Raw genomic sequence first — 24711 nt, 5'->3', positions numbered from 1 at the left:
GTCGATGTGCTAGCGTGTTCTGCGGGACGCGCGCCTCATGGGCCCCGCGCAACGCAAAAACAAACGCTACTGGAACAACGATGCAGACCACGGTACTCACAGACTGGCAGCAGTTCATGGCGCTGACGACGCAGCTCGACGGCTGGGCGTTTCGCGGCCAGCAGAACGCGCAGTGGCACCTCGAAAGCTCGCTCACGCGCTACATGCGCGACTACGTGGGCGACCGGCTGCAATGGCGCCAGCGCGAGGAGCGCGCCATTCGCGTGTTTCGCCGCAAGGCGCACAATTTTCTCGCGCATCCGGACCTGCTCAAGGACGACCTGCGCTGTCTCGCGCTCATGCAGCACCACGGCGCGCCCACGCGGCTGCTCGACTTCACCAAGAGCCCGTTCGTCGCGGCCTTTTTCGCGCTCGAACGCGCAACCGGCGACGCGGCCGTCTACGCGCTGAACACGCCTGCGCTCTGGAACAGCCGCGCGCTGCCCAAGACCAATCCCACGCTCACGCGCGACGTGATCGACCCGCGCGCGCACGACAACTTCGAGCGTTACTTCTTTAGCAACACGAACGAAATTCTCTGGTCGGGCGAACCCACGGAGATGGACGACCGGCTCGTCGCGCAGTCGGGCACGTTCGTCGTGCCGGGCGTGATCGACAAGCCCTTGCAGGCCATTCTGGAAGGCTACGAGAGCCACGAGGAACTGCTGCACAAGATCGTACTGCCCGAGCGCATCCGCATGGACGCGATGAAGTGGCTCTACCGCATGAACATCACGAATGCGTCGCTGTTTCCGGGGCTCGACGGGCTCGCGCGATCCATTGCGGTGGAGCTGGAGATCGTGTGGTCGGGCATGGTGGTGCCGGTTGCGGGCTCGCCGAACTGAACCGGCGCTGGCCCGCAGCGGCCACACTCACGGCGTTTCGGGCCGCGGCAGGTTGAGGCCGGTCGCGAGGCGCGTGGCCTTGAATTCCGTCACTTCGAAGGTGGCGACCCCCTGCTGAGCGAAGGGGTCGGCGGCGAGCAGCGCGTCGAGCCGCTCGCGCGGCATGTGCGAGGCGATGATCACGCCGCCGTCGCGCGGCATTTTCGGGCCGGCGGCGATGAAATTGCCGGCTTCGAACTGTGCGTCGAGGTACGCCCGATGCGCGGGCAAGGCGTCGTCGATGCGTTCGAGCGAAGCGGTATAGAACAGCGAAACGATGTACATGGGTGGTCGGTAGAAAACGGGCGAAGCGTGTATGTTAGCGCGCGAGACCGCGCAACGCCGCGTGTTGTAACAGCATGATCGTCTTGCCGTCCACGATCTCGCCGCGCTCGATCATCCTTAGCGCCTCGCCAAGCGGCACTTCGACCACTTCCAGATCCTCGCCTTCCTCCTCGACTCCGCCGCCCGCGCCGGGCCGCTCGGCGGGGTCGTATTCGCCCAGGTAGAAATACAGCTTCTCGGTCACGGAGCCGGGGCTCATGTACGCCTCGAACACCTTGCGCAGGTTGCGCAGGAAGTCGAAGGTCACCTTGCGTAGCACATACCAGTCGTCGGACAGCACGGTGGTTTCGATCATTCGCACGCGCTTTTTCGCTGCAGTCATCTCGTTTGTTTCTCCACAATAGGGCCGTGGCGCGCTCGTCACCGCTTCGATCGCCCCTTCACTGCAGCGTTGTCGAAGCTGCTTGCCGACGCACGCACGCCGATGCGTGAATGTCGGCGCTATAAGTCCTTCGACCCGGCCCCGCACGACCGTCCGTTGTTTGATGCGGAGCGGCCGCTTGGTGCCCTTCTGAGCACGCGGGCGAACAGCTGCAGTCGGCCGCACAGCGCCCCACGACTGAACGCGACGATCATTCCGGCTCGAGATTCATCCTTTTATCGGCGATCGACGACACGGCATCGGTCAGAGCGCACGATCGTTCCTCATCCATTGTCTGCCCGCTCCGCACACTACATTTTCTTTACATCCCTGGCACGACAAAACTTAGAATGACCGGCCGGCCTTATTTGACCGCTCTCTGGTCGCGAGGAACCCCGCGCGTTTTTTCCCGAACAATAGGCAACAAATTATGAAATTTAGGACTGGTCGCCGCACGGATATCGCGGGTCTGCGCAGCCGTGATCAGCAAGGGTTTGCGTTTAAAAGAATTATCGTCGTGGTTGCGATGCTCGGCGTGTTGGCCACACTAATCGCCTTGAAGGTCATGAGTGGCCCGGAAGGGGTGAAGCGTGTCGCTGCGAAACAGGACGTCGACACGATCGTGCAGGCGCTGACGCTATACCACCGCGACAACGGCCGCTATCCAACCCAGGAGCAAGGCCTGCGGGCGCTGACCGAGAAACCTGCTACTAGTCCGGTGCCGATCTTCTGGAAGGACGGCGGCTATCTCCAGCGTTTGCCGAACGATCCATGGGGCAACGCGTATCGGTATCTCAATCCGGGTGTGCATGGTGAGATCGACGTATTCAGCTACGGCGCCGACGCAAAGCAAGGCGGTGAGGGTAACGACGCCGACATAGGATCGTGGGAATAGCCTGCTCCCTTTCATTGCGTACCCGCTGCTACCGCAACGGCGTCCGTATGTCCGACTATGTGTCCCGCGTTGTCATGCGTGGACTCAGCGAAGGCGATGCGCGACCGACGTGATCTCGCTCGAAAGGCACGTCGTAGGGGTGGCGCCGATGTTCGAACGTCCGCGCGAAGGTGTGGGCCAGCGCCTGTCGATGACCGAACCCGGAGGTCCATCGGAAGCCCGTGCGCAGCGGATCGCATTGGCCGGCGAACTTCCGTAGTCGACCCGTTGCTGACGGTCGTCTTCTGCGAGCCAATGTCTGCTTTCGATCGCGAGGCGGTCGCTCATCGTAACGCATCGTCAACAGATCGTGTTCGACGAAAACGTCAGCTTTCTCCGGTTCGCCCTTTAGCAACGACTCGGGCCGCCCACGAATCAGGCATCGAAGGCATTGACCGGGCCAATGAAATCCAACTTCTTGAGGTCTACGCCATTCGCGCGCAAAATCGCGTAAGCCATGACTACGTGGAAGTAGATGTTCGGAATCACGATCTGCAGCAGATAGTTTTCGCCAGTCAGCTTACCCGGCACCCAGGATACTTTTACGATCCGACTGGCGGCGTCAGCGTACCGGTCTACCGCCACGCTTTCAGCAAAGTCGATCGTCTTGCGGATGCGCGCACGTGCTTCATCAAGCGTCTGCTCATTGTCTTCGTGCTGCGGCGGCTGCTGTCCTGAAAGCCAGGCGGCTCCGCCCTTCAGATAGTCGCAAGCGCTTTGTATCTGATAGAGCAGCCCGCCCATGTCGGGAGCGAGACGGGTCGACAACAGTACGGCAACGTCGAACTTCTTCGCAATCGCGAAGCGCTCGGCTTTGTCAAGATAAGTCTCCATTGTTTCTACTGCTTGCACGCATTGCGCGATAGCCTGTGCATACATCTGAATCTCCAGTAATGTTGTTTTCGTCATGTCATGCTTTGGTACGGCGCCCGCGAAGGACTTCCCATACAATATTGCGAGCTGATCGCACATGAGCGAACGCATTGGACCGACTAGAAGCCATGGAAATGCTGCTGACCGCCGTGGACAGGGGAAGCCTGTCGGCGGCAGCACGCGAACTGAAAATCCCTGTCAGCACGCTCACTCGCAGGGTAGCCGATCTAGAGGAGTTGCTCGGAACCCGGTTGCTGATACGAACCACCCGCAAACTGACGTTGACCGACGCGGGCATGTCGTACGTCGCGGCGGCCCGGCGCATTCTCGACCTCGTGCGTGACCAGGAACACGAGGCCACGGGCGAGTTCGCGACAGCCAAAGGTGAACTGGTCGTAACGGCGCCCGTGCAGCTTGGGCGTCTGCATGTTTTGCCCGTTATCAATCAGTTCCTCGCGCAGTATCCGGACATCACCGTTCGGCTCCTTCTCTCCGACCGAAACATCGATCTCATCGATTCGCACGCCGATCTCGCCTTGCGGATCGGAGAACTCGCGGATAGCAGCATGATCGCCACGCGCGTCGGTTCATTGCGGCCTATCGTCTGCGCGAGCCCGGCCTTTCTTGCCAGCCATACGCCGCCGCGCGAACCCGACGATCTCGTCAAATATTCATGCGTCGTCTTCAATAGCCCCTATCTATCGCCGTGGCGCTTCCGCCTTCCCACGACGAGCAAGATTTATGTGCTCGGCGTGAAACCCCGGCTCGAAGTCACGACACCCGACGCTGCCGTCAGCGCCGCCGTGGACAACGCGGGCATAACCTACGTCTTCGAGCACGATGCCGATGAAGCACTCCGCAACGGGCAACTGGAGATACTCCTGCCGCAGTTCGAGATCGAGCCGGTGCCCGTCCATCTGGTTCATGTGTCCAGAAATCTCATGGCCATCAAACTGCGGCATTTCATCGACTTTGCGGCGCCGAAGCTCAGACAATCGCTATCCAGATTCGGCAAGCAGAAGCGGCACTAGCGCGGTGTCGTTGCTTCGTTGCTTCGTTGCCCTCCAGGCTCACGACTCGTCGCTCTGATCACCGAGCACCCGATCGTTCCGGTTCTCAATGACGTCCCGCGTCGTTTTCTTCGCACCCGGACCGGCGGCGAACCGAACGTCCCGATAGCTCAGCGCCTGCCCGTCCGACGTGCGAACTTCGACGGCCTGCACGGGTTTCCCGCTCGCATGGTCCACCAACGTGATCGGCGGCTTGCCGTCCGGCCTTAGCCACCTGTCGCCCCATTGCATGAGCGCGACCAGCACTGGATATAAATCCGCCCCTTTTGCGGTCAATCGGTAACCGAACGTATTGGCGCGTTCTGCGATCGGGAAGCGTTCGAGAATATCCAGCTCGATCAAACGTTCCAGCCGCGCCGCGAGGACATTGCGGGCGATACCCAGCCCGCTCTGAAATTCGTCGAAGCGCCGGCTGCCTTGCGTGCACTCGCGAACGATCAGAAGCGTCCACCACTCGCCCACCTCGTCGAGGGCGCGAGCGATCGAACAGTCCATTCCATCGAAGCGTTTTCTATACATGATGGAACGTATCGTAGCCCAGGTTTCGTCACGCAACTTAACCAGATTGCGGGGAACAGCTTCCCGGTTTCGGCCAGTAGTGTGGCGCAACGGTGTTGCCTATAGTTGCGTCACGAAACTCAGCCGGCAGGTCGTTCACGGGGAAGTCTCCCGGGATCGCGGCCTGGTTCTGAACTAACCCGCTTTCGTCATACGAGAAAGCAAAGTTGATCATCTAACGGGCGAGATGGGACATGACTCTCTGTCGTACAGCCTGCCAACATACTTAGGAATGCCATGAATAACCGTATTGATCAGGCCGAGGTAGGAGTCGCTACTCCAGCAAACGAGGCGCCGTCCGGCAGCGTTCGATGGGTCGGTAAAGGTGTTGCAGCCGCTGTGATCGTCGCCGTGGCGGCGACAGCGGCTCACATGCACTGGTCGAGTGCAGCCGCTGTTGCGGCACCGCCGCCTCCGTCGGTCGCCATCAGCGCGCCGTTGCAGCGCGATATCGAGGGGCGGCTCGGGTTCCTCGGTCAGTTCTCAGCTGTGAACCGTGTCGAATTGCGCGCTCAGGTCGGGGGCACGCTCACGCAGATTCATTTCAAGGATGGCGACATCGTGCATAAAGGTGACCTGCTCTTCGAGATCGATCCGGAACCCTATCAGATCAAGCTGAGCCAGGCGACGGCTGGACTCGAATCCGCGAATGCCCGGCTGGCGCTCGCCACGCGGGAGCTTGCCCGCGCGCAGGAGCTGCAGCGTTCGGAGGCGGGAACGGTCGAGAACGTCGATCAGAAAGTCGCCGAACAACGCGCTGCTCAAGCGGCTGTCGATAACGCCAATGCTCTGGTTCGCGATGCCAGGTTCGACCTGGATCGCTGCAAGATCACAGCACCGTTCACCGGGCGCATCGGCACACACCTCGTCTCGATGGGCAATCTGGTATCCGGCAGCCGCGCCGGCAGCGGCCCCACCACGCTGCTTGCGACCATCGTTTCCCTCGACCCGATCTACCTGGATTTCGACATGAGCGAGAACGACTATGCCGCTTTCCAGCACTCGCGTGAAAACCAGAAAGGACCGTTGGCAGACGCAGTAAATATTTCGCCAACAGGCGACAGTGGATACGCGCGCACCGGTGCGCTCAACTTTATCGACAACACGCTCGACCGTTCGAGCGGAACCATTCATGCGCGCGCAACGATTCCCAACAGCGACCTGTCGTTGACGCCCGGCGGCTTCGCGCGCCTGCGGCTGGCCACGACGGCACCGCAGGCGGCATTGCTCGTCCCCGATGCCGCCGTACTCCAGGATCAAACCGACCACATGGTGTACGTCGTCGGAGACGACAACGTGGCGACGCCCAGAAAGGTCGAGGTTGGCGACCTTCGCGGCGGCCTGCGAGTTATCCGATCTGGACTCGCCCCGACCGACCGCATCGTGATCGACGGCATTCCGGCTGTGCGTCCCGGCTCGAAGATTTCTCCACACACCGGGAGGATCCAGTTCTCGGCAGAGCACGGCGACGAAGGAGCAAAATCATGAAACTGACTCACTTCTTTATCGAGCACCCGCGCTTTGCAGCGGTGCTCAACATATTCGCTGTCCTCATCGGCCTGGCAACCATGATGAAGCTGCCGGTGGCCCAGTATCCGAACATCGTACCCACGACCATTCAGATCACGACCTCGTATCCCGGAGCGTCGGCCGATACGATTGCGCGCACGGTCGCAACGCCGCTCGAGCAGTCCGTCAATGGCGTCGAGAACATGGATTACATCTCGAGCCAATCGACCAGCAACGGTCAATTGACGATCACGGTGATCTTCAAGGTCGGCACGGACCCCAACACCGCGCTTCTGCTGACACGCAGTCGTGTGGAAGACACGCTGTCGCGCCTGCCCGCCGAAGTGCAATTGCAGGGTGTTCAGGTGAAAAAGACCATCCAGGCGCTGCTGCTCGGCGTTCATGTTTACTCGCCCGATGGTTCCCGCAGTCCCGAATACCTGTCGAACTACATGCTCAAGCTTCGCGATCAGATCGCGCGTTTGCCGGGCGTGTCGGACTTTCAGCTGTTCGGCGAGCGGCAGTACGCGATGCGAATCTGGGTCGATCCCGACAAGGCTGCTTCGTACAACATCAGCGCCAGCGAAATACTGGCCGCGCTTCGTGCGCAGAACGCCGCCGTGTCGGCAGGCGTGCTCAATCAGCCGCCTGTGTCGAACAATGGGACGGGTGCCTACCAGATCAATATCGACGCGCTGGGCCGCCTCACCACGCCCGAACAGTTTGGCGACGTCGTGGTCAAGTCCGATACGCAAGGACGCGTGACACGCATTCGCGATATCGGCCGGGTCGAACTCGGTTCGGTGGACTATGGCTCCAAGGCTTATGCCGACCGCTACGCGGCGACGCCGTGGTTCGTCATTGCCACGCCCGATGCGAACGTGGTACAGGTCGAGCATGACGTGTGGGCCAAAATGGCTGAACTGAAGAAGAGCTTCCCGCCCGGCGTCGACTACATCAAGATCTACGACCCGACTACCTTCGTTTCCCAGTCGATCGAGGAAGTCGCGAAAACTATCGGCATCGCCATTCTGCTAGTGGTCGGTGTCGTGTATCTGTTCCTGCAGAACTGGCGCGCCACGATCATCCCGGTTGTCGCGATCCCGGTGTCGCTGATCGGCACGTTCACCGTCCTTTCGCTGTTCGGCGCATCGATCAATAACCTGTCGTTGTTTGGACTGGTTCTGGCCGTCGGGATTGTTGTGGACGATGCAATCGTGGTTGTCGAGAACGTCGAACGGAACATGGCGCTCGGCATGTCGCCGAAAGAAGCTGCGCATCGAACGATGAACGAAGTTTCGACGGCCATTATCGCCATCGCGCTCACGTTGTGTGCGGTGTTCGGGCCAACCGCGTTGATGTCCGGCATCTCGGGGCTGTTCTTCAAGCAGTTCGCGATCACGATCGCCGCGTCCACTGTCATCTCATGCTTCGTCTCGCTGACACTGAGCCCGGCTCTGTGCGCGGTGCTGCTCAAGCCGCACGAAATGGAAAAGTCTCACGGCGGAACGACCGCGCTGGGCCGCATCCATCATGCGATTTTCGGCCGGTTCAACGCGTCGTTTGAATGGCTGTCGTCCCGATACGGAAAGATGACGGGCCGCGCCGTTCGCGCGACGACCGTCATGCTGATCGTCTACGTCGGTCTGATTGGCGCGACTGCCTTGCAGATGTCGAAAATGCCCACCGGCTTTATTCCGGATCAGGACATCGGCTATCAGGCTGTGATCGCGTTCCTTCCTCCGGGGTCGAGTCTCGAACGCACCGACAAGGTGATTCGCGAGATCAACGACATCGTGCTCGACACGCCCGGACTCAAAGGCGTGACTCATACGTCGCCTGTGTCGGGCCTCGACGTGACGACGGGCACGATTGCGCCGAACGTGGGGACGCTGTTCTACGGGCTGCCTTCGCTGTATGGCAAGCATGTGCCCGGCGTCAATGCGGCGTCGATGCTGGTCGAACTCCGCAAGCGGGTCGCGGGTGTCAAGGACGCGGTGGTCGTCGTGATCAATCCGCCGCCCGTGCAAGGGCTGGGCGCAGCGGGTGGCTTCAAGCTGATGCTGGAAGACCGCGGCGGACTCGGGCCGCAGGCCCTCGCCGACGCGGCGCGTGCACTCGTGGCTGCAGCGAACAAGGACAAGGTGTTCGGCGGAGTCTTCACGCTTTACAACGCAGGCGCGCCATCTGTCTATGCGGACATCGACCGCCTCAAGGCAGAGAAGATCGGTCTCACGCCAGCGGATGTGTTTTCCACGATGGACCTCTACCTTGGCTCGCAATACGTGAATGACTTCAACTTCATGGGCCGTACATATCAGGTCCGGGTTCAGGGCGATGAAGCATTCCGGCGGACACCGGAAGACATCGGACGGCTCAAGGTACGCAATTCGACGGGTGACATGGTGCCGATCAGCAGTGTGGCGACCTTCAGAAACACGACCCAGCCGTATCGCGTGCCGCGCTACAACATGTATCCCGCAGCGGAAATCATGGGTGCAGCGGGCCCTGGGTGCTCGTCCGGCGACGCCATTCAACACATGGAACAACTCGCAGCGCAGGTTCTTCCGAACGGCATCACCTACGAATGGACCGATCTCGCTCATCAGCAAAAAGAGCAGACCATGTCTCCGCTCGTGATCTTCGCCGCTTCGGCACTGTTCGTGTTCCTCGTGCTCGCCGCACAGTACGAAAGCTGGAAGACGCCTCTCGCGATCGTGCTGATCGTGCCGATGTGTCTGCTCGCAGCGGCGATCGGTCTGAACATGCGAGGCATGCCGATCGACATTCTTGCGCAGATTGGCTTTGTGGTGCTCGTTGGACTGGCCGCCAAGAACGCGATTCTCATCGTCGAGTTCGCCAGACAACGCCAGGAGGAAGACGGCGTCAATGCGGAGGACGCTGCTACCCATGCGGCACACGTGCGGCTGCGGCCCATCCTGATGACGTCATTCGCCTTTATCGCGGGTGTGGCGCCCCTCGCCATTGCGAGCGGCGCCGGCTCGGAAATGCGGCAATCACTTGGCACGACGGTGTTCTTCGGCATGCTCGGCGTGACGCTGTTCGGGCTCGCCTTCACCCCGGCGTTTTACGCCTTCGTTCGCAAGCTCGGCGTCAAGGGCGCGCTTGCCGTGCGGCAACTCGGTAGTGGAGAAGTGAAATGAACGGCTTCGTATCCAGAACTTCGAAAGCGATCGTAGGTAGCCTGATCGTCAGCGCCTTGCTTGCGGCCTGCGCCGTCGGGCCGGACTACGTTGCGCCCGACACGCAGATGGCGCCGTTTCACAACGCGAAGGTCGTCGCGGACCGGCAAACGACGTTGCCGGTCCCGAACCTCGATAGCTGGTGGACCGGGTTCAACGACCCCGAACTGGTCAAGGTGGTGCAACGGGCGCTGGATCAAAACCTGAGTCTCCAGGCTGCGATCGCACGCGTCGCCCAGTCGCGCGCGGCGGCCCAGGCGGCTGGCGCCCGCCTGCTTCCGACGGTCGATGCCAATGCGTCGTACACGGCAACCCACCAGAGCGTGCAGAGTCCTCTTGGCACGATCGCGAGCGCCTTCCCCAATTACAGCCGCGACCAGAAGGAGTACGTCGCGGGTGCGACAGCAAGCTGGGAAATCGATCTGGCCGGCGGTCTGCGGCGCGCACACGCGGCCGCCACCGATGAAGAGCAGGCCGCCGAGGCCGCTCAACTCGGCACGCGCGTGACGGTTGCTGCCGACGCCGCCGACGCGTATCTGCAAATCAGGGGGCTGCAGGCGCAGCTGGCCGTCACCCAGGATCAGGTGGATACCGATGCGCGTCTGCTGGAGCTCGTGAAAGCGCGCAAACGGGCCGGTGCATCCGACGAACGCGAAGTGGCGCAGGCTGAGGCCTTGTTGCGTCAGGCACGTGCCACCGTTCCGAGCTTGCGCGTGTCGCTCGAAGCGCAATTGAACCGGCTCGATGTGCTGATGGGCGCGCAACCGGGGACCTATGCGGCAGAACTCGGCACGAATGCGGGTGTGATTCCAGACGTGCCTGCCATCGGCAGCGCGGATCAGCCCGTCGACGTCTTGCGGCGCCGCCCTGACATCATTGCTGCCGAACGCCGCCTGGCGGCGTCCAACGAAGCGATCGGCGTGGCACTTGCCGATTACTACCCGAAGATTTCGCTCGCTGGCGCACTGGGATTCGACAGCATCACAGCCAGTCACTTCCTGAGCGCGAAGTCGTTCCAGCCAATCGGGACAGGTGCGCTGCAATGGCGCCTGTTCGATTTCGGCAAGGTGGACGCCGAGGTCAAGAGTGCGCGCGGATCGTACGCGGAGGCATTGGCGCAGTATCGCGAGGCTGCTCTCAAAGCGACCGAAGACGTCGAAGACGCGTTGATGACGCTTTCGCAAACGGAGATTCGTGCGCAGGAGATTCAACAGGAAGTCCTCGCACTGACGAAGGCGCGCGATCTTTCGGAGAAAGCGTATCGCGCGGGTTCGATCACGCTCACTGATGTACTCGACGCCGACCGGCAACTTCTCGAGTCACGCGACGATCTCGATGCAACGAAGGCCGACGCCGCCCGTGCTGCAGTGAGAACGTTCCGTTCGCTTGGCGGGGGATGGGACGCTCCGCATCAGCAGGTCGCGCGGACGAACTGACTCCGAAGCACGACTTAACCGGTTTATGGGGAACAGCTTCCTGCTTTCGGCCCGTAGTGCGATGCAGTCGGCTTCCCTATAGTTTCGTCACGAGACTTAATTCGCAACCTTTCTGGAGAAGCCGACATGGATCGCCGCCTTCTAACACTCTCACTCGGTATGTTCGCGTTGGGCACCGACAGCTTTGTCTTCGCTGGCATCCTGCCTGAAATCGCGCATTCGTTTGGCGTCAGCATCGGCGCTGCGGGCCAGCTGATCAGCGTCTACGCGCTGAGCTATGCCCTGCTCGGTCCGACCCTCGCAGCGCTTGCTGCGAACGTTGCACGCAAGCGTCTGCTGCTCAGCGGCATCGGATTGTTTGTCATCGCTAATCTCGGCACTATCGTGGCGCCGAATCTCGCCATCGCGTTGGCCACCCGCGCTTTCGCAGGTCTTGGTGCAGCGATGTTTTCTCCGACTGCCAGCGGAACGGGCGCGTCACTGGTGCCGCCGGAGCGTCGCGGGTACGCGTTGTCCATCATCGTGGCGGGGTTAACAACCGCTACCGCGCTGGGCTCGCCCATCGGTGCCGTGATCGGCGGGCTCGCGAGCTGGCACTGGACGCTGGTGCTCGTTGCCGCACTTGGCGCAGCCGCGTTCGCCGGCATTCTTGCGTTCCTGCCTGACGTACCGTTGCCGCCGGCCATTTCGCTGCGCGAACGCCTATCTCCCCTCACCGATTCCCGCGTCGGACTTACGCTCACGACGACTGTGCTTGCACAGATCGGCACGTTCATCATCTTTAGCTACTTCTCGGTTGTGTTCGATCGTGCGATCGGCCACAGCGCCCTGGTACTGGGTGGACTGCTTGTTCTATGGGGACTGGCAGGAACCTTGTCGAATCTGCTGACTGGACGGATCCTCGACAAGATCGGTTCGCACAAAGTCGTTCTGATCAAACTCTCCATCGTGGCAATCGTCATCCTCACCATGCCGATCACCGGCGCACATCTTTGGAGTGCAGCGATTGCGGTGACGATCTGGGGCGCCTGTGCATGGGGTGTGCTGGTGCCACAACAGTTCCGCCTCGCAAGCCTGAATCCTCCGATGACGGCTGTACTGGTCGGTCTCAACACTTCAGCGACTTATGTGGGTGTGTCCATTGCTGGTGCTCTCGGTGCTGCTGTGATCCCGGTCATCGGCAGCCATAACCTTGGCTACCTCTCCAGCATTCCCGTGGTCATCGCGATCCTTGTCTCCTGGCTCGCGACGCGCCGCATCGCATCGTTTGCAAAAACAGCAAAAGGCGCCGTAGCGGCTTGAGTTTTCATTTCCATTCGAGGAAAAAGCAATGTCTAACGTAAATACATTTCGTCGGTTGCACGACAATTCGGTCCCGCTCCGCTTGCCGAACGCGTGGGATGCCGGAAGTGCACGTCTCATTGAATCGCTGGGTGCACCCGCCATCGCCACGACAAGCGCCGGCTTTGCGTGGGCATTGGGCTATCCGGACGGCCGCGTACTGCCTTTCGATGAGGTCGTCGCTTCTGTTCGGCGTATCGTCCGCGTGCTGAATGTGCCTTTGTCGATCGATATCGAGAATGGCTATTCCGACGACCCAAAGACCGTTGCGGACCATGTCATGCAACTGGTGGATCTCGGCATCGCCGGCATCAATATCGAAGACGGCTCAGACCCGGCATCGCTTCTCGCCCTGAAGATCGAGGCGATCAAGAATGCGCTTGTGAGGTCGGGTTCGGATCTCTTCGTCAACGCACGCTCCGACGTCTTTCTTGCAGGCCTCGCTGAAAAATCCAAGCAAGCCGAAGAGTCGATTGCTCGCGGCAATCTATATGCATCGGCCGGTGCGGATGGACTTTTCCTGCCGGCCCTCGTGCAGTCATCCGATATCGAAACCATTGCGGGCGCAACGCGTCTGCCTCTTAACGTCATGGCCGTGCCAGGACTCGCCGATGCAGCGACGCTCGGCAAGCTCGGCGTGCGCCGGTTGAGCGCGGGCAGCGGCATCTCGCAGGTCGTGCTCGGCAAGGCGAAGGCCCTCGCGCAGAACTTTCTGAACGACGGTCGTTCCGAAACGCTCGCTAGCGATCCCTTGCCGTACTCCGAAATCCAGAACCTTTTCGCCGGACTGATCAGGCGATGAGCGAGAGACGTATCGCGAAGGTTCGATCGTCGACGTCCGCTCGAACTTCTTTCACTACTGAACACACAAGCAACTGGTTGCTAGTTTCGTGCCTGTGCGGCATTGCAGGATACCGGCGACATTCATGAACCTGCGAAGCAGAATGGATAATTGCGAGAAATGGCGGCTATTGGGTTGTTCAGCAGGATATTTCCATCAGAAAGCGAATTGATGTGACGTGACTATTCATTGCGCTCTGCGCCATTGATGAACTGCGTTCCCCTGCTATGACGCTCAGCAGTAGTGGCGCAGATTGATCATCATATAGGCGAGCGTCTTGAAGGCGTAGTGGACGTCACTGATGCGTTCGAAGCGCAGCAGCAGACGGCGAAATTTATCTTCCCAGGCGAGCACGCGCTCAGTGGTGCGAAAGCGCACTTCAAAGATCGCCCGATCGAAGCGTCGCTTACGACCGCGCTTTGAGCTTTTGCGTCCACGCTGCTTCTCGGGAATGTTGGGAACCATGCCGCGATTGAAAGTCGCCTTGCGGTTGGCCCGGCAGTCGAAGACGCCGTCCAGACTGACGATCGCGCCTTGCAGGTCCATGCTGATGGCGCGCGCTATCTGGCTGAGCCGGGGGAGCGCGTCGCGCAGCAGGGGCGAGTCGCCGCGCCCTGCAAGGCTACAGGCATTCACCGCTTATCTGAAAGATCTGTCGCCCAAGAAGCGGCCTGTCATTGAGGCTTCAGATCCTGTGCCCTGCTACACCCCGAAAGTTAAAAAACCGCGACGCGCTATGCACGAAGCTATGCGCGCTGGTTTGAGGTAACGCTATGCCAACTCGCACGAAGGTAGTCGCATTTCTGGTTGGATCGCCTGCTGATCTGATCAACTTGATTTCCATTTCTACGGTCTTCTCCTACCCGCGAGTTGATGGGAAGTCTGTGTACGTGACCAAGATCCTCTCGACTCAACCGACCCAAGTCGTCCAGGGTTCGGGTGGAATCACGCTTGCTGACTGTATCCCCTACTCGGAGTACACAGGTCCAATTGACACACTTGTGGTCGTCGGAGGTATCAGTGCATTTGCTGAGGTTTCGCCGGACTTGATTCAATGGGTGCGTAGACGTGCACCCCAAACACGCCGTCTCGTTTCTGTCTGTACCGGGGCGTTTGTTTTGGCTCCCACAGGCCTACTTGACGGGAAGCGTGTAACTACCCATTGGCATCACGCAGCAAAGCTTGCCCAGCTTTTCCCGAAACTGAAAGTCGATAAGGACAAGATTTTTCACAAAGACGGGAAAATCTACTCCACGGCCGGCGTAACGGCAGGGATAGATTTAGCACTCTCGATCGTTGAAGAAGATCTCGGACACCAACAGGTTGCCGCAATCGCTCATACGATGGTTCTCTACGTCCGTCGCCCTAGTCATGAATCGCAGTACAGCACGCTTCTTGCCCAACAGGCTGACGTCAGCGGTACACGCCTTCGCGACCTGCCCGCATGGGCACAATCACGCCTAACGCAAAAACTGGATGTCAACACGATGGCAAAGGCGGTCGCCATGACACCACGAACGTTCGCTCGCCAGTTTGAGTTGCACTTCAAGACGACTCCGGCACGTTGGGTTCAAAAGATTCGAGTAGAGGCAGCTTGTGTGTACCTTACGACCGACGATCTGCCGGTGAAGGCGATCGCAAGACTGACCGGCTTCCGCGACGAACTGTCACTTCGCAGAGCATTCAGTCAACAACTCATGACGACGCCGAAAGACTATCGTCGAAGGTTTGGCATGGCTCGGCATGGGTTTCAATCAGCTGAATTGCAAAACGTTGCAGTTTCATAGAAAGACGCTCAATGACGAGGTTCATAGCGATACTCGGTTTCATGATTCAGACGGTACGGTGCTTTGAGGATAGGAGTGGTCTATGTTGGAAATGAAGAGTTCGTGTGAACGCTGCGGAACCCGACCTAGAGAAAGAGACGACGCAAACACGGATTTGCTCTTACGAATGACATAAGAGACAAGGCGCTGGGCGGCGGTCTCACCGTCGCCCAGCGCGTTTTGTTAGCCGTGCGATGAAGGATTGAAACCGCAATGGATGCAACGGACCGAGCCGGGATGTAAGAGCTTCGCGCAAACTCGGCCTCGGGGGTTCGCCATCCGTGTGTAGACATGCGCGGCAAGCATCATTCCGAGCGACGGTGCGGTGACATAAATTCAAACATGAGCCCACATCCTGCCTGGAATGGCTGAAGCTAAGGTGCGAGCCGGGTTCATGCTCGTTCCAGAGAGAGGGGCTTCTACGAGAATGAAGAACGCAATCAATGTGCCTACCGCGATTCCAGTGAAGCGGATCAGCCGGGGAGAGCCGACGAAAATCAAGATTGCGCTCATGAGGAGAAACGAAATCGCTAGTTCCGCGATGAAGGCGGCCAAAACACCTGCGGCCCCTGGAATTGTGACGGCATAGAGTACCGGCGACCCTGTGAAGAGCTTCCCGGCTGCCAATACCACGACCCAAACTCCAGACGCCGCTCCGATGATCTGTGAGATCGCATAGAACAACGCGTCCCACGGGCTTATCCGTTTCAGGATGAAAAAGGCTAGAGTGACGGCAGGGTTTAAATGGGCACCCGAGCGCTTTCCCCATGGGGAGTGGATCAAGAGGGCGGCCGTGAGGCCAATTGCCGGGGCCAGCACGGCGGTTCGGATACGAGCGCTAGGAACGTACGCGAACGGCCAAAGTAGGGGCGACTCGAAAGCGACGACGAGAAAACATGTCGCAGCCATGAAACAACCCAAAAGAGAGGCTTCGATCAAATATTCAGGCCATCGGTCAGCAAGAGAGGGTCTCATTCTTATAGTTACCCTAGCCGGGCTGGCTCGTCAGGGTGGAAGATCGGCGGACCGATCCATGAGATCTGCAACCGACAGCAGAATTGGCAGCCGTGGAGATCGCCCAATCACCAGCTTTCAACGTCTTGAACTCAGGCAGGATCAGAAAGGCAGTAATGGGGTTCATACCGACTTGAGCCATCTGGCACAGATCACCTTCTGGCAGAGCCCGCTGCCACGTCTCCTTGGCCTCGAAGCGGGTTGACCAGGTGGTGTTCTGAAGCATGGGCGCGATGACTCGATCGCCCACCTTGACGTGTGTAACGCTGCTTCCTACTGCGGACACGCGCCCGACGCCCTCGCATCCTAAACCGTGAGGGAGTGGCGGCATTTCGCCATAGATGCCCCCAATGATGTACTGATCGCGGCGAGACCGGCGCGGCTTCCATGTCGATAGTCCACTCATCGGCTGCCAATGCGCCGAATTCTGGCTGCTCGACCAGCTAGATCACGTTTTTGGGGTCGCCGTAAGCGGTGAGTTGAAGTGCTTTCATCGGGAAATTCCTTTCATGTAGTGCCGCGCCATGAGCGCTGTCGCATGAAGGCGTCGCGTCGGAGGCGCGCGGGGGCGCCTTCGAACGCTTCGGGCTAGTGGCCGGCAGTGCGACCGCCGTCGACATAGTGGATTTCGCCAGTGACGTAGTCGGCATCTTCGAGGTAGTTCATCGCGCGAACGACGTCTTCGATCTTGCCGTTACGGTTCAAAGGGGAGAACGACTTCAGGTCCTCCGGATTTGATCCATCGTGAAGCGGCGTGATCACGATGCCGAGCGAGATTGCGTTCACGCGGATGTTGCTCGAGGCCAATTCCATGGCCAGACCACGCGTAGCAGCAACGCAGGCACCCTTTGAGAGTGAAGCAACAACCGCCGGAACTGTTTGCAGGGCATGCTCGACGAGGCTGGTCGAAATCTGGACGATATGGCCACCTCCTTGCTTCTTCATCGCCGGGACTGCAGCTTGCGTTGCGAAAAAGACGCTGTCGAGATTAGTCCGCATTACTTGGCGGTAAGTCTCTTCCGAGATATCTTCGATTCTTCCCGGACGCCAGATTCCTGCGTTGTTGATTAAAGTATCCACGCGACCGAAGCGGTCGAGCGCGGTATGGATGACTTTCCGTGCAATTTCAGGATTGCCGATATCACCAGGGACGGTGATGTAGTCAGGATCATTCGATTCCGCAATGGTGCGTGCATTCCCTACGACTCGCCACCCACGCTCGCGATAAGCGTTCACAAACGCCGCACCGATCCCGTGGGATGATCCCGTCACAACGACAACTTTCTGGATATCACTCAAAGTTCTTTATTCCTCAGGTTGGTTGAAGCGGACTTGCCCACAGCGCCGTCCGCCACAAGCGCAAAGCTAAGCGGCTGTCGCAGCAGCCTTCATCTTGTTCACTGCTTCCTCAGTCGTCCAGAGACCGTTCGCCATGAAGCGCCAATTGACCATGGCAGCCACATAGCCGTCGCCTTCCTCGTTCTTCGGTCCCGCTACCGCGTCGCGTACCATTGCAACCTCAAAACCAGCTTCGATGAGGTCACGCATGTGAGATTCCAGGCAGATATTCGCCGCCGGACCAGCCATGATGACTTTCTCCACTTTGCGCATCCGGAGTTGCTTGACCATGTCATTCGCCATAGTTCCAAAGTGCTTGTGCGGAGATGTGTTGCAGGTGCGTCCGTCCATCAGATACTTCTTGAACGGCTCGTAATAGTCCGCCCGCGAGTGAGCAAAGCCCTCCAGGTCCACCGGATCCTTGCGCCCGCAGAAACCGATCCCTCCGAGGTAATGCGCGATAGCGCCACCGGGAACCACCCATTGAAGATCTGTTGGGTAGTACCAGTGGGGGGAGTGAAGGATGTAGTAGCCCAACTCTTGTGCAGTTTTGAGAAGCTGTTCCGTGTGTGAGATCACGTTCCGTTCTTTCAGCGAGTCCGCGATCAGCTCGTAGTAGGTCCCGGTCTTTTCTTCAAAAAACTCGTTTTGCATGTCGACCAGCACGAGCGCCGTGCGCTTGTGGTCAAGTTCCATCTCGGGGTTGCGATGCGTGAACAACATCTGAGCCTCCCTATTTGGGGTCATAGCGCCTTCATATTCAGGCGTACAAACCAAGTATTGCAGATTCCAAAGGGGAACACTCTGACAAAAACAGGGCGGATTCTGCCATCCAACTAAGACTGCTGGAAGCAGTCGAAGCGCTCCGCGATGGCCACGGTCAAGTCTGAAACCGAAGTCCAGGTTCATCTTCAGCTTCCATGCGCTAGTGAAGGAAGTACCTCGTTCTCTTGACCGCTTTGAATTTCAGAGTGGCAGAATTCGCGCTCTATTTGTCAGTCAAATTGATCTGCATTCCAAGCAGTTGTAAAGATGCTGGCCAGGAAGTGATTTACCAGTTCTGCCATTCGCCACAATTCGATCACGAACTCCTCGTCTGTCTCAAAATGAGGAGCACTAACGTGACCGATGAGGAGATCAACAGCGCAAAGCCGTTCGTTTGCGGTAGCTCAGGGCAGGAGGCCGGAGCACAGTAGCGCATCTCCATCGAATGACCGGACTCGGCAGCGCTCCGGTCGTTCGAAGCTGCATGGTGGGTGTCTCTTGATGGCCGACCACGGGCGGACGGCGAATGCATCAAACCGACCCAACCCGGACGCTCGCTCATAGACTGTGGCGACGGCTGGTTGCAGAGGTACAACGGTCGTATTGTCCGTGAAATGGCGCACGGCGCCTTAGTGTCATTTACGCGGCGATACTCCAAACAGCTGAAGGACCACACTACGCAACCAGCGATTCCCGGCCTCGTGATGATACCGGGCATGCCAATGTTGCCGGACGGCGAAACCATCCACGGGGATGGGACACGCATGTATAGCCAGATCGTTGGCCTGCGCGAGCGTTTCTCCAATGTGGCGTGGCAGCGTGGCGACCAGATCGGTCGTCTGGACGATCGTTCCGAGCCCGAGGAAGCCCGGTAACTGCAGCACGACGTCACGCTCGATCCGCTCGCGCGCCAGCGCCAGTTCCAGCAATTGCGCGCCCGTGCCCGATTCGATCGCGACATGTCCCTCCGAGCGGTACTGCTTCAAACCGAGCCGCCCGCGAACGCGCGGATGATGCAGGTTCGTCAGACATACCCAATCCTGGTGATAAAGCTGCTGCTGGTAGATGCCGCCGCTTAGCCAGGGGACGTAGCCAATAGCCAGATCGGCCTCACCCGACTCCAGCGCCCGTTCCGTGTTGCCGTCGATTCCCGCCGCCTCGAGCCGGATGCCGGGCGCCTGGGCGCGTACGTGCGCGAGCAGTCTCGGCAGCAGCGTGATGTGGCTCGCATCTGTCATGCAGATGCGAAAGCGCCGCTGCGCCGTCGCAGGATCGAACGCGATCTCCCACGCGACGAAGCGCCTGAGCGATTCGAGAATCTCGCGGCAAGGCCCGATCAGCGCATCGGCCTGCGGTGTCGGCGCCATGCCGCCGGGCGTGCGGATGAAAAGCGGATCCTGCAAACACTCGCGCAGCCGGCCGAGCCAGATGCTGATGGTAGGTTGGCTTTGCCCCAGTTGCTCGGCAACCCGCGTGACGCTGCGCGTGTCATACAGAAGGTCGAACAGCTGTAGCAGCTTCAGATCAGGCAAATCGGTCGGCATCATGGCGTAGCGAGCATTATTGGCTGGTGCAATGACGCCATTGTAGTCATTGCATTGCCGATATGGGCGGCAACTCCTATCGTGTGCCTACACGTCAAGGAGAAGCCCTGTGAAGATTGCGATTCTCGGCGCCGGCGCACTAGGCTGCGCGATCGGTGCCACCCTCACGGAGGGCAGCCACGAAACCTGGCTGCTGGACCGTTCGCCCGTCCATGTCGAAACGATGCTCCGCGACGGTCTGCTGGTCGACGACGACAACGGCACGCGGCGCATCGCGGTGCGCGCCGCGACCCAGGCGAGCGAAATCGGCGCAGCCGACGTGGTGATCGTGCTCGTCAAGTCCTTCCACACCGACGCGGCGATGCGCGGCGCACTCGCGCTGATCGGGCCCGAAACGCTCGTGCTGTCGCTGCAGAACGGCCTCGGGCATGAAGACGTGCTCGCCGAAATCGTGGGCCGCGAGCGCGTGCTGGCGGGCAAGACGTATGTCGGCGGCGTGTTGCGCGGTCCGGGGCATATCCAGTCGGGTGTCACCGGCAAGGCGACGTACATCGGCGAACTGGATGGCCAGCTCACGCGCCGTGTGAAGACGATCGCCGAGGCCCTCAACGCAGCGGGGCTGATGACCACAGTCAGCGACAACATCATGGGCACGATGTGGGACAAGCTGCTCGTGAACGTCGCTACGGGCGCGATTACGGGCATTACGCGCCTCACTTACGGCCAGCTCTATGACGAGCCGCTGCTGAAAGCGACGGCTCTCGCGGCCATCGGCGAAGCTATGGCAGCAGCCCACGCGGCGGGCATCACGTTGTCAATGACCGACCCCGAGCAGGCCTGGACACTGGCGGCCGAAGGTCTCTCTCCGACGTTCAAGACGTCGATGCTGCAAAGCCTCGAAAAAGCCTCGGTCACCGAGATCGATTTCATCAACGGTTCGGTGGTGCGCTGGGGACAACGGCTCGGCGTGCCGACGCCCGTCAACGCGACGCTGGTGGCCTGCATCAAGGGCATCGAGCGCGCGATGGCCGATGAAGCGCGCAAGGAGGCGACGGCATGAGCGGCTCGAAGGCTTACCTGGAACATGTCGCGATCTGGGTGAAGGACATCCGGTGGCATATCCGCTTCTTCGAAGACGTGCTCGGCATGACCATGCGCGAAGTCGACGGCACCGTCGACGCGCCGCGCCAGTACTGGACGCTCGGCGGTCTTCAGTTCATTCATGCGCCGCAACACGATGGCCCCGAAGGGCGCCTCGCGCATCTGGGCGTCATGTGCGAAGACCTCGAAGCCGCTTTGGCAGTGGCCCATGCCTTTGGCGTCAGCGAAATGCCGCAAGGGCGCAACTGGCTGCGTCTGCCCGACGGCCTGGCCGTCGAACTGATTCAGGCCAAACCCGCGTCCTGTGTCGCGCAGGCGCTGAACATCAACCCGCGCGCGGAGGCGTGAGCATGACGATTATCGAGAAGTTCTGGGACGACGCCCGCGAAGGCGACGAGTGCGTGAGCCCGAGCTACACCGTGACGAAGGAACGCATCCTCGCCTATGCCGACCTCACGGGTGACCATACGCCTGTGCACGTGGACGAGGTGTATGCGAACGCGAGCCACTTTGGCTGCCTCGTCGCGCATGGGTTGTTCGGGCTCTCGATTGCCGACGGCCTCAAGACCCAGTGCGACTATCGTTTTCTGCCCGGCATGTCGCTCGGCTGGACCTGGGATTTTCTGCTGCCTGTCAAGGTCAACGATGTGCTGCACGTGAAGTTTCGCGTCGGCGCCATGCGGCCCAGCAATAGCCGTCCTGGATGGGGCATCGTCGTGCTGCCATCTGAGCTGATCAATCAGGATAGCAAGGTAGTTCAACGCGGCGAGCATCGTCTGATGGTGCCGCGCCGGCCGGGAGCGTACTGATGCAGGGCCGTCCTCTCGAAGGCATTCGCGTTGTCGACTATAGCCACTTCCTCGCCGGTCCCTACGTGGGCCGCTGCCTTGCGGCGCTCGGCGCCGAAGTCATCAAGGTCGAGCGTCCCGGCAGCGGTGACGCAGGGCGCCAGCACGCGACCGTACTGGACGGCCAGCAAAGCGGCTATTTCCTGCAATTGAACATGGGCAAGCGCGGCGTCAGCGTCAACATGAAAGATGCGCGCGGCAAGGAGTTCATGCGCCGCTTGTGCGATTCGGCGGACGTGTTCGTCGAGAACTACCGTCCCGGCGCGCTGGACAAGCTCGGACTGGGCTATGCGGGGTTGTCCGCGCGCAATCCGGGCCTCGTCTACTGCTCGATCTCGGCATACGGCCATACGGGCCCCGACGCGCATCGCGCCGGATTCGGCCTGATCGCGGAGGCGAAGAGCGGCATCATGCAGATGGTGGGCACGCCGGGCGAGCCGCCGCCGTTGCTGCGCATTTCGCTCGGCGACATGTACACGGGCATCCACGCAGTGGCGGCGATCAACGCGGCGCTGCTCGGCCGCGTGAAGAGCGGCCGCGGCCAGCACATCGACATGGCGCTCTACGACACACTCGTCTCGATGCACGAGTATGCGGTGCAGTGCTACACGCTGCGAGGTGTGGTGCCGGAACAGACCGGTCACGACATGCCGACTTCGACGCTTTATGGCGTGTTTCGGGCAGCAGACGGCGACCTCGTGATCGCTGCGCAGGTGGATGACGCATGGAAACGTCTCGCCGCGTTGATCGAAGCGCACGGCGGCCCCGCCGGATTTGGCAGCGATGCGCGCTTTCACGATAGCGTGGGCCGTAACACGCATCGGCAGGCGATTCTCTCCGTCGTGCAGCCGTGGGTTGCCGCGCGGCCAGTCGCGCAGGTGCTGGAACTGCTGGATGGCATCGATGTGCCTTGTGCAAAGGTGCAGCGCATCGACGAGGTGCTCGACGATCCCCAGATCCGGGCGCGCGGCATGGTGGTCGAGCAGCATCACCCGCGCTATGGAACGCTGCGTTTGCCCAACCTGCCTTTCCGCTTTTCTGATTGCGACACCACCATTCGCGACGTCGCGCCGGATCTCGGGCAGCACAACACGGAGGTCGCGCAATCGCTCGGCTTTTCCGCCGCCGAGATCGACGCGATGCAAAGCGAAGGCGTTCTCTACTCGAAGTGAGACACCATGACTGACCAATATGCGGTGATCGGCCACCCGATCGGACACACGAAGTCTCCGTTGATTCACGGCCTGTTTGCCGAAGCGACGCAACAGGCGATGTCCTACGTCGCAATCGAAGGTCCGCTCGATCCTGACGCTGGCTTCGCGAAGGTCGTGCGCCAGTTCGCTGCGGACGGCGGCAAGGGCATGAACGTCACCGCGCCTTTCAAGCTCAAGGCCTTCGCGCTCGCCGACGAGCGCAGCGAGCGCGCGACACTGGCGGGTGCCGCCAATGCGCTCAAGTTCGAGAACGGCCGGATCATTGCCGAGAATTTCGACGGCGTTGGCTTGTTGCGCGATATCGAAGTCAATCTCGGCGTCCCGCTTGCCGGCAAACGCGTGCTGATGCTCGGCGCGGGCGGCGCAGCGCGCGGCGCGCTGCTGCCGTTTCTCGCCGCGGGTCCAGCCGAACTGGTCGTCGCCAATCGCGATGTGTCCAAAGGCGAGGCGCTGGTCGCCCAGGTCGGCTCGCGCGGTTCGGGCTTAAGCGCCTGCGGCTATGGTGATCTCGCGACGCGAGGCCGCTTCGACCTTGTGGTCAACGCGACCTCCGCAAGCTTGACGGGCGACCTGCCACCCGTCCCTCCGGGCGTGTTCAGCCCGGATGGCACTGCCTACGAGCTTGCGTACGGAAAGCGGCTCACGCCGTTCCTGCGGCTCGCGCGCAACGCCGGCGTACACGGTGTCGCCGACGGCGTGGGCATGCTGGTCGAACAGGCGGCCGAAGCCTTTGCATGGTGGCGCGGCGTGCGCCCGTTGACGGCTGCGGTCATCGACCGCCTCACCGTGCCGCTCGACTGAGTGCGCAAAGGAGAGCCCGATGAAGAACGTCCTGATGCTTCATGGCATCAATCACAACATGTTCGGCAAGCGCGACCCGGCGCAATACGGAACGGTTACGCTCGCCGACATCGATGCCAGGCTGCAGGCGCTGGGCGAGGCACTAGGTGTGCAGGTCGAATCGTTTCAGACGAACAGCGAAGCGGCGATGTGCGAGCGCATCCATCGAGCTTTCGAAGAGGGCGAGGACGCTGTGCTGATCAACGCCGGTGCGTGGACGCACTACAGCTACGGCATCCGAGACGCGCTCGCGATCCTGACCTGTCCGGTCATCGAACTGCACATGTCCAACATCCATGCGAGGGAACCATTCCGGCACCATTCGGTGTTCGCCGATATCGTCAGAGGGCAGATCTGCGGTTTCGGGATTGAGAGTTATCTCCTCGCACTGCGGGCCGTCCATGCGGAGATCCGTGATTGAGAGGCGTGCCGGAATCGCAACCCGGTTACTTCCACAGTGATAAGTGATGCGGCGCATGACGGCTCTCGAATGAAGAAAGGACAGTCAAACGTCTCTTATTCAATGCGCCTTAACAGGTTGCTGAAGTACCGCTGAAACATGTCATCGCGCAGAGTTCGTGAAGCGTTGATAGATGAACCACCACTTACCCACTGGAGATCATGCGCGGCGCCGACACTTTCACCGAGAGTTTGTTTTCCGTGCGCAAGCTGGACGACTTCGTCCCCAAGTCGCATCCGTTGCGTTCGATCCGCGTAATGGCGAACGAAGCGCTGGCGAAGATGGATCGACTGTTCGCCGAGATGTACGAAGCGGACATAAAAGGTGGACGGCCGAGCATCGCGCCGGAGAAGTTGCTGCGAGCCAT

Annotated in this window: 25 protein-coding genes and 1 pseudogene; 16 read left to right on the top strand and 10 right to left on the bottom strand. The window is 60.4% G+C overall.

Annotated features, from left to right (window positions below; genetic code table 11):
- The first annotated feature begins 80 nt into the window (after positions 1-80).
- On the top strand, positions 81-884 hold the full coding sequence (locus tag M3A49_RS15290; protein WP_266229382.1) for an FRG domain-containing protein: 804 nt from the start codon (positions 81-83) through the stop codon (positions 882-884).
- A gap of 27 nt (positions 885-911) precedes the next feature.
- Here M3A49_RS15290 and M3A49_RS15285 read toward each other — a convergent pair whose 3' ends face one another.
- Both M3A49_RS15285 and M3A49_RS15280 read right to left on the bottom strand, forming a co-directional pair.
- The gene (locus M3A49_RS15285) at positions 912-1208 is read right to left on the bottom strand and encodes a YciI family protein (RefSeq protein WP_266229381.1); all 297 of its coding nucleotides are present in this window, start codon (positions 1206-1208) and stop codon (positions 912-914) included.
- Positions 1209-1242: 34 nt separating this feature from the next.
- A complete protein-coding gene (locus tag M3A49_RS15280) occupies positions 1243-1590 on the bottom strand; it encodes a hypothetical protein (RefSeq protein WP_266229380.1) in 348 nt (115 codons plus the stop codon).
- Positions 1591-2059: 469 nt separating this feature from the next.
- Here M3A49_RS15280 and gspG point away from each other — a divergent pair, with 469 nt between their 5' ends.
- A complete protein-coding gene (gene gspG, locus M3A49_RS15275; RefSeq protein WP_266229379.1) occupies positions 2060-2524 on the top strand; it encodes a type II secretion system major pseudopilin GspG in 465 nt (154 codons plus the stop codon).
- A 414-nt stretch (positions 2525-2938) separates the two neighbouring features.
- Here gspG and M3A49_RS15270 read toward each other — a convergent pair whose 3' ends face one another.
- Entirely contained in the window at positions 2939-3472 is a 534-nt protein-coding gene (locus M3A49_RS15270; protein WP_266229378.1) for a DUF1993 domain-containing protein, read from the bottom strand.
- 92 nt (positions 3473-3564) lie between these two features.
- On the opposite strand from M3A49_RS15270, the gene M3A49_RS15265 reads away from it, so the two are divergent.
- On the top strand, positions 3565-4467 hold the full coding sequence (locus M3A49_RS15265; protein ID WP_266229377.1) for a LysR family transcriptional regulator: 903 nt from the start codon (positions 3565-3567) through the stop codon (positions 4465-4467).
- Between the two features lie 39 nt (positions 4468-4506).
- Here M3A49_RS15265 and M3A49_RS15260 read toward each other — a convergent pair whose 3' ends face one another.
- Positions 4507-5025: a winged helix-turn-helix transcriptional regulator gene (locus tag M3A49_RS15260; RefSeq protein ID WP_266229376.1), complete on the bottom strand. Its 519-nt coding sequence runs from the start codon at positions 5023-5025 to the stop codon at positions 4507-4509.
- Between the two features lie 276 nt (positions 5026-5301).
- Here M3A49_RS15260 and M3A49_RS15255 point away from each other — a divergent pair, with 276 nt between their 5' ends.
- From M3A49_RS15255 to M3A49_RS15235, 5 genes are all read left to right on the top strand, one after another.
- Entirely contained in the window at positions 5302-6552 is a 1251-nt protein-coding gene (locus M3A49_RS15255; protein ID WP_266229375.1) for an efflux RND transporter periplasmic adaptor subunit, read from the top strand.
- Positions 6549-9737 (top strand): efflux RND transporter permease subunit, encoded by a 3189-nt coding sequence (locus M3A49_RS15250; RefSeq protein ID WP_266229374.1) that lies wholly within the window; start codon positions 6549-6551, stop codon positions 9735-9737. The genes M3A49_RS15255 and M3A49_RS15250 overlap by 4 nt, the downstream gene beginning before the upstream one ends.
- Positions 9734-11212, top strand: a complete 1479-nt coding sequence (locus M3A49_RS15245; RefSeq protein WP_266229373.1) for an efflux transporter outer membrane subunit — start codon at positions 9734-9736, stop codon at positions 11210-11212. Before M3A49_RS15250 ends, M3A49_RS15245 begins: the two co-directional genes overlap by 4 nt.
- A 126-nt stretch (positions 11213-11338) precedes the next feature.
- Complete coding sequence (locus M3A49_RS15240; protein ID WP_266229372.1) at positions 11339-12514, top strand: MFS transporter; 1176 nt, start codon at positions 11339-11341, stop codon at positions 12512-12514.
- A 28-nt stretch (positions 12515-12542) separates the two neighbouring features.
- Complete coding sequence (locus M3A49_RS15235; protein WP_266229371.1) at positions 12543-13355, top strand: isocitrate lyase/PEP mutase family protein; 813 nt, start codon at positions 12543-12545, stop codon at positions 13353-13355.
- Between the two features lie 273 nt (positions 13356-13628).
- Here the strand turns inward: M3A49_RS15235 and M3A49_RS15230 are convergent, their stop codons facing one another.
- Positions 13629-14030: a hypothetical protein gene (locus M3A49_RS15230; protein WP_266229370.1), complete on the bottom strand. Its 402-nt coding sequence runs from the start codon at positions 14028-14030 to the stop codon at positions 13629-13631.
- 137 nt (positions 14031-14167) lie between these two features.
- Here M3A49_RS15230 and M3A49_RS15225 point away from each other — a divergent pair, with 137 nt between their 5' ends.
- Positions 14168-15181, top strand: coding sequence for a GlxA family transcriptional regulator (locus M3A49_RS15225; RefSeq protein WP_266229369.1), 1014 nt, complete (start codon positions 14168-14170; stop codon positions 15179-15181).
- Between the two features lie 375 nt (positions 15182-15556).
- Here M3A49_RS15225 and M3A49_RS15220 read toward each other — a convergent pair whose 3' ends face one another.
- From M3A49_RS15220 to M3A49_RS15200, 5 genes are all read right to left on the bottom strand, one after another.
- On the bottom strand, positions 15557-16195 hold the full coding sequence (locus tag M3A49_RS15220) for an MIP/aquaporin family protein (protein WP_266229368.1): 639 nt from the start codon (positions 16193-16195) through the stop codon (positions 15557-15559).
- Positions 16196-16208: 13 nt separating this feature from the next.
- Complete coding sequence (locus M3A49_RS15215) at positions 16209-16640, bottom strand: alcohol dehydrogenase catalytic domain-containing protein (RefSeq protein WP_416338960.1); 432 nt, start codon at positions 16638-16640, stop codon at positions 16209-16211.
- A 182-nt stretch (positions 16641-16822) separates the two neighbouring features.
- Positions 16823-17533 (bottom strand): SDR family NAD(P)-dependent oxidoreductase, encoded by a 711-nt coding sequence (locus M3A49_RS15210; RefSeq protein WP_266229367.1) that lies wholly within the window; start codon positions 17531-17533, stop codon positions 16823-16825.
- 66 nt (positions 17534-17599) lie between these two features.
- Entirely contained in the window at positions 17600-18295 is a 696-nt protein-coding gene (locus M3A49_RS15205; RefSeq protein WP_069266541.1) for an isochorismatase family cysteine hydrolase, read from the bottom strand.
- A gap of 677 nt (positions 18296-18972) precedes the next feature.
- Positions 18973-19884 (bottom strand): LysR family transcriptional regulator, encoded by a 912-nt coding sequence (locus M3A49_RS15200; RefSeq protein WP_266229366.1) that lies wholly within the window; start codon positions 19882-19884, stop codon positions 18973-18975.
- Positions 19885-19990: 106 nt separating this feature from the next.
- Between M3A49_RS15200 and M3A49_RS15195 the strand changes: the two genes are divergently transcribed.
- The 7 genes and pseudogenes from M3A49_RS15195 to M3A49_RS15165 all read left to right on the top strand — a co-directional run.
- Entirely contained in the window at positions 19991-20941 is a 951-nt protein-coding gene (locus M3A49_RS15195; RefSeq protein ID WP_266229365.1) for a ketopantoate reductase family protein, read from the top strand.
- Complete coding sequence (locus M3A49_RS15190; RefSeq protein ID WP_266229364.1) at positions 20938-21330, top strand: VOC family protein; 393 nt, start codon at positions 20938-20940, stop codon at positions 21328-21330. The genes M3A49_RS15195 and M3A49_RS15190 overlap by 4 nt, the downstream gene beginning before the upstream one ends.
- 2 nt (positions 21331-21332) lie before the next feature.
- Positions 21333-21791 (top strand): MaoC family dehydratase, encoded by a 459-nt coding sequence (locus tag M3A49_RS15185; protein WP_266229363.1) that lies wholly within the window; start codon positions 21333-21335, stop codon positions 21789-21791.
- Positions 21791-23002: a CaiB/BaiF CoA transferase family protein gene (locus tag M3A49_RS15180; protein WP_266229362.1), complete on the top strand. Its 1212-nt coding sequence runs from the start codon at positions 21791-21793 to the stop codon at positions 23000-23002. The genes M3A49_RS15185 and M3A49_RS15180 overlap by 1 nt, the downstream gene beginning before the upstream one ends.
- A 6-nt stretch (positions 23003-23008) precedes the next feature.
- Entirely contained in the window at positions 23009-23845 is an 837-nt protein-coding gene (gene aroE, locus M3A49_RS15175; RefSeq protein WP_266229361.1) for a shikimate dehydrogenase, read from the top strand.
- Positions 23846-23864: 19 nt separating this feature from the next.
- Complete coding sequence (gene aroQ / locus M3A49_RS15170; protein ID WP_266229360.1) at positions 23865-24305, top strand: type II 3-dehydroquinate dehydratase; 441 nt, start codon at positions 23865-23867, stop codon at positions 24303-24305.
- Between the two features lie 200 nt (positions 24306-24505).
- Positions 24506-24711 (top strand): annotated as a pseudogene (locus tag M3A49_RS15165) (IS5/IS1182 family transposase); the annotation flags it as partial.

Source organism: Paraburkholderia sp. CNPSo 3076 (assembly GCF_026343935.1).
Classification (GTDB): domain Bacteria; phylum Pseudomonadota; class Gammaproteobacteria; order Burkholderiales; family Burkholderiaceae; genus Paraburkholderia; species Paraburkholderia nodosa.
Note: the sequence above shows the minus strand (reverse complement) of the source record. Positions and strands in the feature narration are given on the sequence as shown.

What these genes read in the sequence shown, in the direction of transcription:
- M3A49_RS15290 (WP_266229382.1), top strand. Translation starts at nt 81, where the DNA reads ATGCAGACCACGGTACTCACAGACTGGCAGCAGTTCATGGCGCTGACG.
- M3A49_RS15220 (WP_266229368.1), bottom strand. Translation starts at nt 16,195, where the DNA reads ATGAGACCCTCTCTTGCTGACCGATGGCCTGAATATTTGATCGAAGCC.
- M3A49_RS15215 (WP_416338960.1), bottom strand. Translation starts at nt 16,640, where the DNA reads ATGAGTGGACTATCGACATGGAAGCCGCGCCGGTCTCGCCGCGATCAG.
- aroQ (WP_266229360.1), top strand. Translation starts at nt 23,865, where the DNA reads ATGAAGAACGTCCTGATGCTTCATGGCATCAATCACAACATGTTCGGC.
- M3A49_RS15255 (WP_266229375.1), top strand. Translation starts at nt 5,302, where the DNA reads ATGAATAACCGTATTGATCAGGCCGAGGTAGGAGTCGCTACTCCAGCA.
- M3A49_RS15270 (WP_266229378.1), bottom strand. Translation starts at nt 3,472, where the DNA reads ATGACGAAAACAACATTACTGGAGATTCAGATGTATGCACAGGCTATC.
- M3A49_RS15180 (WP_266229362.1), top strand. Translation starts at nt 21,791, where the DNA reads ATGCAGGGCCGTCCTCTCGAAGGCATTCGCGTTGTCGACTATAGCCAC.
- aroE (WP_266229361.1), top strand. Translation starts at nt 23,009, where the DNA reads ATGACTGACCAATATGCGGTGATCGGCCACCCGATCGGACACACGAAG.
- M3A49_RS15235 (WP_266229371.1), top strand. Translation starts at nt 12,543, where the DNA reads ATGTCTAACGTAAATACATTTCGTCGGTTGCACGACAATTCGGTCCCG.
- M3A49_RS15240 (WP_266229372.1), top strand. Translation starts at nt 11,339, where the DNA reads ATGGATCGCCGCCTTCTAACACTCTCACTCGGTATGTTCGCGTTGGGC.
- M3A49_RS15205 (WP_069266541.1), bottom strand. Translation starts at nt 18,295, where the DNA reads ATGTTGTTCACGCATCGCAACCCCGAGATGGAACTTGACCACAAGCGC.
- M3A49_RS15280 (WP_266229380.1), bottom strand. Translation starts at nt 1,590, where the DNA reads ATGACTGCAGCGAAAAAGCGCGTGCGAATGATCGAAACCACCGTGCTG.
- M3A49_RS15285 (WP_266229381.1), bottom strand. Translation starts at nt 1,208, where the DNA reads ATGTACATCGTTTCGCTGTTCTATACCGCTTCGCTCGAACGCATCGAC.
- gspG (WP_266229379.1), top strand. Translation starts at nt 2,060, where the DNA reads ATGAAATTTAGGACTGGTCGCCGCACGGATATCGCGGGTCTGCGCAGC.
- M3A49_RS15190 (WP_266229364.1), top strand. Translation starts at nt 20,938, where the DNA reads ATGAGCGGCTCGAAGGCTTACCTGGAACATGTCGCGATCTGGGTGAAG.
- M3A49_RS15245 (WP_266229373.1), top strand. Translation starts at nt 9,734, where the DNA reads ATGAACGGCTTCGTATCCAGAACTTCGAAAGCGATCGTAGGTAGCCTG.
- M3A49_RS15260 (WP_266229376.1), bottom strand. Translation starts at nt 5,025, where the DNA reads ATGTATAGAAAACGCTTCGATGGAATGGACTGTTCGATCGCTCGCGCC.
- M3A49_RS15185 (WP_266229363.1), top strand. Translation starts at nt 21,333, where the DNA reads ATGACGATTATCGAGAAGTTCTGGGACGACGCCCGCGAAGGCGACGAG.
- M3A49_RS15265 (WP_266229377.1), top strand. Translation starts at nt 3,565, where the DNA reads ATGGAAATGCTGCTGACCGCCGTGGACAGGGGAAGCCTGTCGGCGGCA.
- M3A49_RS15200 (WP_266229366.1), bottom strand. Translation starts at nt 19,884, where the DNA reads ATGATGCCGACCGATTTGCCTGATCTGAAGCTGCTACAGCTGTTCGAC.
- M3A49_RS15250 (WP_266229374.1), top strand. Translation starts at nt 6,549, where the DNA reads ATGAAACTGACTCACTTCTTTATCGAGCACCCGCGCTTTGCAGCGGTG.
- M3A49_RS15225 (WP_266229369.1), top strand. Translation starts at nt 14,168, where the DNA reads ATGCCAACTCGCACGAAGGTAGTCGCATTTCTGGTTGGATCGCCTGCT.